At 49.6% G+C, this 4,070-nt stretch carries 2 protein-coding genes and 1 pseudogene; all 3 read right to left on the reverse strand.

Annotation, left to right across the window (positions count from 1 at the left end):
* Positions 1-812: 812 nt before the first annotated feature.
* Positions 813-2,267 carry a potassium/proton antiporter gene (locus Q0340_RS07125; RefSeq protein WP_298082736.1) on the reverse strand — a complete coding sequence of 485 codons (1,455 nt, stop codon included), beginning with the start codon at positions 2,265-2,267 and terminating at the stop codon, positions 813-815.
* Between the two features lie 717 nt (positions 2,268-2,984).
* Positions 2,985-3,386: pseudogene (locus tag Q0340_RS07130) on the reverse strand (methylated-DNA--[protein]-cysteine S-methyltransferase); the annotation flags it as partial.
* 218 nt (positions 3,387-3,604) lie between these two features.
* The gene (locus tag Q0340_RS07135; protein ID WP_298082738.1) at positions 3,605-3,916 is read right to left on the reverse strand and encodes a hypothetical protein; all 312 of its coding nucleotides are present in this window, start codon (positions 3,914-3,916) and stop codon (positions 3,605-3,607) included.
* Positions 3,917-4,070: the final 154 nt, after the last annotated feature.

Consider the following 4,070-nt stretch of genomic DNA (forward strand, 5'->3'; position numbering starts at 1 on the left):
GAGGCGAGCGCGCCCGTATGAAAAAGCACCGCTGGGAGTGGTGAAGCGGACCGCTTTAAAAACGTCAAATTTAAAGGCTGTAAGCTTTTGCGGTCGCAGTGATTCGAAATACGACATTTCGATATTGCGTCGTAAGAGCAGTGAAATTTAAATTCCTCCGTTGGAGTTTGAGACTAGCTGTCGCCCATATCGTGAGTCCATTTTGTAAGCATGTAAATTTACTCCTATGGAGTTTGGAACCTAAGGTAGGCGAGCTTTTCCTCTTGACTGATCTCGCGTGTAAATTTACTCCATTGAGTTTCAAATTTGCCGTTTTACGTAATTTCAGAGCCGTAAGATTTAAATCCGCTTTTAAATCTAGGAATTTTATAAAACCGATAAAATTTTAAATTCCATGTAGACCAAATTTCAAAATATAAAACCTGCATAGCGTAAGCGCACGATGTTTTGAGCCAAATTTTACGCAGCCAAAATTCCAAAATCGTCCAAATTTAAGCAGCTGTACTATCCCAAATCGCATTTGCAATAATAAGCTTTCAAGCATAGCGTTCTAGTCGCAAGCAGCCTAACGGCAAGCCCACGCAAAAGGCAAGTCTGCGTGAAAGGTAGGCGCGCCGTAAAAGACTGGCGCTAAATTTAAATAAGACAATTCTACGCCAAACTGAAATAATGCGGCTCCGCGAGAACCGAAATAAGCCGACTCGCCGTCGTAGCGGTACCAAATATCGGATTCGGACGCTTTCTGTCAAACCCGAAATAAGCGGACTCCGCGCTAAACTAAAATTTTTGCGCTGCAACTCCACCCCGCGAGCTTACGCTTTAGGCGCCTCGAAGCCCTTCAAAACCGCGTTGTATACGCTCTCCTCATCGCAGTGGACAAGCAGCAGATCGCCCTCTTGCAAGACCGTCGAGCCGGTAGGTTTGATGTATTCGCCGTGCCGCCTGATCAGGATGACGAGGAAATCCTCCGGCAGCTCAAGCTCGGCTAAAATTTTATCGATTAGCATACAGCCGGGATCCACGGTGTACTGGCGCAGCGTGCGATAAAAGATCGGCATATTCGAATTGGGCTCCGCGCTCTCCGGCTCCGGCGGCTCGCGTACGCCGCATCTATCCGCGGCGCGCTCCAGGCTCATTCCCTGTATCAGCACCGAGATTAGAACCATGAAAAAGACGGTGTTGAAGATAAGCCCCACGTGCTCGATCCCCGCGGCGTATGGATAGGTCGCAAGCACGATAGGCACGACGCCGCGAAGTCCGACCCATGAGATAAAGACCTTCTCTTTCTTGCTGTATTTAGAGAACGCAAGCGATATGAATACCCCCAAAGGTCGTGCGACAAACATCAGCCACAGCGCCGTTACAAAGCCCATAAGCGCGACGGCGGGCAGCTCGGACGGGAAAACCAAAAGCCCCAGCGTGATAAATACCGTGATCTGCATCGTCCATGCTATGCCGTCGTGAAAGCCGATGAGGTTTTTCTTGTGTGCAAACTCTCGCTTATTGACGAACATTCCCGCGACGTAAACGGCGATGTAGCCGTTGCCGCCGAGCTTCATACACAGCGTAAAAAGTAGCGCCACCCACGCCATCGAAAACACCGGATACAACCCCCAATGCTCCAGCCTTAATCTATTGAAAATCGACGGCAGCGCCCTACCGAAGGTGTATCCCATAAGCCCGCCGATAAAAAATTGCTTGATTAGCAGCGTCAGCATATCGATCGCGCTCGGGCTTTGGTTTAGCGAGATGATCTGGATGATCGTGACGGTCAAAAAGATCGTCATCGGGTCGTTGCTACCGGATTCGAGCTCTAATAGCGGACCGAGATTGTTTTTTAGCGAAATTCCTTTGGCGCGCAGTATCGCAAAGACCGCCGCAGCGTCTGTAGAAGAGATGATAGCGCCTAAAAGTAGCGCTTCAAGCCAGCTGAAGCCGAGTAGAATTTTAACCAAAACCGCCGTCGCGCATGCGGTAACCACCACCCCGAGCGTCGCTAAGATGATGCCGCTAGCCATTACCGGGCGGATCGATTTTAAATTAGTATCGAGCCCGCCCGCATATAAAATATAAATAAGCGCGATCATGCCGACGTCTTGAGTGATGCGGTGGCTCGTAAAATCGATGCGTAAAAGCCCGTCCGAGCCCGCGAGCATCCCCACTGCCAAAAATACGATGAGTGAAGGAAGTCCGAATTTGCCCGAGATCTTGTTAAGCACGATGCTTGCGATGAGTAAGATCGCGGCGAAGAGTAGAAATTTTTCCAAAAAGCGCTCCATAATTTTTTCAAGATTATAGCGGGTTTTCCCCATTTTTAGGTGGGTTTTTGCGATAAAATTTTATTGAACGGCTAATGGGCGAAATTTTAAATTTACTCCGCTCAAACAGAACTATTAATAAAACCCTCATGGGCCGCAAAATTTTATTTAAAAGCTCGGTTGGTTTGAGCTTTAAAATTTACGATTCTATAGATCGGTGAAATTTTACCGATTCGTTTAGAGCGACGCATTGAGATTGAAATTTTACGGCGTCGCGCCGCTTCGGCAAGCCGAGCTGCCTTTTAAAATTTAGAGACGCAAGTTTTGTGCTTGACGCTTGCGAGCTTTGTACGCGAATCTCGGTTTAAATTTATCGCGCTAAATTACGGTTGAAATTTGATGAACGAAACTCGCTTTGGTTTTAAATTTAATCGCGACTTTCGCTTGTGTCGGTATCGATGAGCCGAGTATCGCGACATAAAATTTTAAACTTGCGGCGTTGCGGTTAAAATTTTAAGGCGGCGTAGCATTATTTACGCCCCGCAGGATTCGGGCTCCCGATAATGTCTAATTTTAGGACGCTACCAGCCCTCGGATTTAAATTTTATCGCCGCTTGCGTCTATCTTGCGTGCGCCGCATGGACGGATAGTTTAAATTCCATCGCTTCTATCGCAATTTGGCGCAAACATTAAAATTTGCTATCTTTCAAATTTTACCGCGCCGCCTCATAAAGCGGTGCCTTTGGCGGGCGTGAAAAGCCCTCGCATATCGACGCCCCCTGGCTGCAGCAGCTTTATTTTTCTATCGATGCCGCCCGCGTAGCCCGTGAGGCTGCCGTGCGTGCCTACGACGCGGTGGCAGGGGATGATGATCGAGATTTCGTTGTGCCCTACGGCGCCGCCCACGGCTTGCGCGGACATCTTCGCTAGCCCGCGTGCTGCGGCGATTTCGCGCGCGATCTGCCCGTAGGTCGTGGTTTTGCCGTATGGAATTTTAAGCAAAATCTCCCACACGACGCGCCTAAACGCCGAGCCCGCGGGATTTAGAGCGGGCGTAAAACCCGGCTCGCGTCCGCTAAAATACAGATCGAGCTAGCGCCTAGTTTGATCGAAAACGGCCAGATTTTTCTCCTCGAAGTCTGCGCTTTGCTCGTTCGCGCAGAATTTTCCGCTCCCGCCTTGCACCGAAAGATTGGTCGCGCGAGATTTTTTGCCCGTGTCTTTAACTGCAAAACCGCGCGTGAAGAATTTTTCGCTCTCTATAAGTGTGTGTGCGCAGAATTTTAAGTCCGCGCCGCTTGCCGCTTCTGCCGCAATATCGCTCTTTTTGCTCTTTTTGCTCTTTTTCAGCGCCGCAAAATCGCGCTGTGTTTCGCTCGCGGCGTGCTGCTCTTTTGCGAGCAGATCGGACGCGATACGCTTTTATCCGCACCGCTTTTCGCCTCTAGCGCACGGCCTTTCTCGCAGCAACACTCTCCTGCAGCGGCATCTGTTTTTGCCGCAAAATCGCGCACGTAGAATTTGTCGTCTGCGCCGCTTGCCGTGAGGGCGTGCGCGTAGTATTTCTCGCCCTCGAACCACAGTCCGCAAAGCCCCGCCTCATCGCCCGCGAGCGTGATTTTACCAAGCGGCGAGTCGTAATATGCGATAAATTTCATCGTTGCTCCTGTTTTGCGATTAAATTTAGGCGCCGCAAATAGCGCCTAAATTTCCCAAATTTCTAAAATTTGCGGGCAGATTTTAGCTACGCTTTGCTTAAACTCCGCCTTTTGCGCGGCGCTCGGGTCGCTAATGGCTTCAAATTTGCAAAAA

Source organism: uncultured Campylobacter sp. (genome assembly GCF_938045595.1).
Classification (GTDB): Bacteria; Campylobacterota; Campylobacteria; order Campylobacterales; family Campylobacteraceae; genus Campylobacter_B.

Bases quoted from the DNA above. Each gene is read 5' to 3' on its own strand.
- Q0340_RS07135 (WP_298082738.1), bottom strand. From the start codon at position 3,916: ATGAAATTTATCGCATATTACGACTCGCCGCTTGGTAAAATCACGCTC.